This window comes from Protofrankia sp. CiP1_Cm_nod3, assembly GCF_982290655.1.
The window spans coordinates 10,693-11,821 of sequence record NZ_CEVIVD010000152.1; the positions used below are offsets into that span (position 1 = coordinate 10,693).

Consider the following 1,129-nt stretch of genomic DNA (forward strand, 5'->3'; position numbering starts at 1 on the left):
GTCGCCGTTGTCGTTGTCACCGCCGCCGCCGTTGTCACCGCCGTCATCGTCACCGTTGTCGCCGGAGACCCGCGGCGCTCTGGTGTCCGCCGGGCTTGATCCGGACGCGCTCGTCGCGCTCATCCGCGGTGCCGTCGCCGAGGACCTGCCCGCGCTCCCAGCGGAGCCGGTCGCGGCCCCCGAAACCGCGGCGGATGCCACTGTCCGTACAGTGAGTAGTCATGTTCCGGATACGGTCGACACGACGTCGGTCGCGACCGTGCCGCCCGGCCTGGCCGGGCAGGGAGCAGTCGTCGCGCGGGCCCGAGGAGTCGTCGCCGGCCTGCCGGTGGCCGCGGCCGTCTTCGAGGTGGTCCTCTCCGACTGGTACCCGGCGCGATACGAGCCCACAGGCGTCCGCTCGACGCGGGATCCGTCGGACGTCCACCGCGGGGGCGGCGCCGCTGACGAGCACTCGGATACGAAGAGTGGCTGGACGGGCGGGCTGGACATCGAGATCATCGCTTCAGACGGTGACCGGGTGAGCCCCGGGGACACCGTCCTGACCGTCACGGGCCCGGTCCGCGCCCTGCTCACCGCCGAGCGCACGGCGCTGAACCTGCTGTGCCACCTCTCCGGGGTGGCCACGGCGACCCGGCGGTGGGTCGACGCGGTGGACGGTACGGGGGTGGCGATCCGGGACACCCGTAAGACCCTGCCGGGGCTGCGTGCGCTGGAGAAGTACGCGGTGCGCTGCGGAGGCGGGCGCAACCACCGGATGTCGCTGGCGGACGCGGCGCTGGTGAAGGACAACCACGTGGTCGCCGCGGGCGGGGTGGCGGCGGCGTTCGCCGCGGTGCGGGCGAGGTTCCCCGGCCTGCCGGTCGAGGTCGAGTGCGACACGGTGACCCAGGTCGCCGAAGCAGTGACAGCCGGCGCGGACCTGATCCTCTGCGACAACATGAGCCTGGACGAGCTGCGCGCGTCGGTCACGATCGCCCGTCCGAACGGCGTCGAGCTGGAGGCCAGCGGAGGCCTCACCCTCGACGCGGCCCGCCGCGTGGCCGAGACCGGCGTCGACTATCTGGCGATCGGGGCGCTGACCCACTCGGCACCCGCGCTGGACCTGGGCCTCGACCTCGCCCTCTCC

1 protein-coding gene is annotated in these 1,129 nt (G+C 73.4%); it reads left to right on the forward strand.

What is annotated here, in order from left to right; all coding sequences use genetic code 11:
* Positions 1-211: 211 nt before the first annotated feature.
* On the forward strand, positions 212-1,129 hold a 918-nt coding region (gene nadC / locus AC5LUJ_RS20605), incomplete at its 3' end, for a carboxylating nicotinate-nucleotide diphosphorylase (RefSeq protein WP_493465547.1).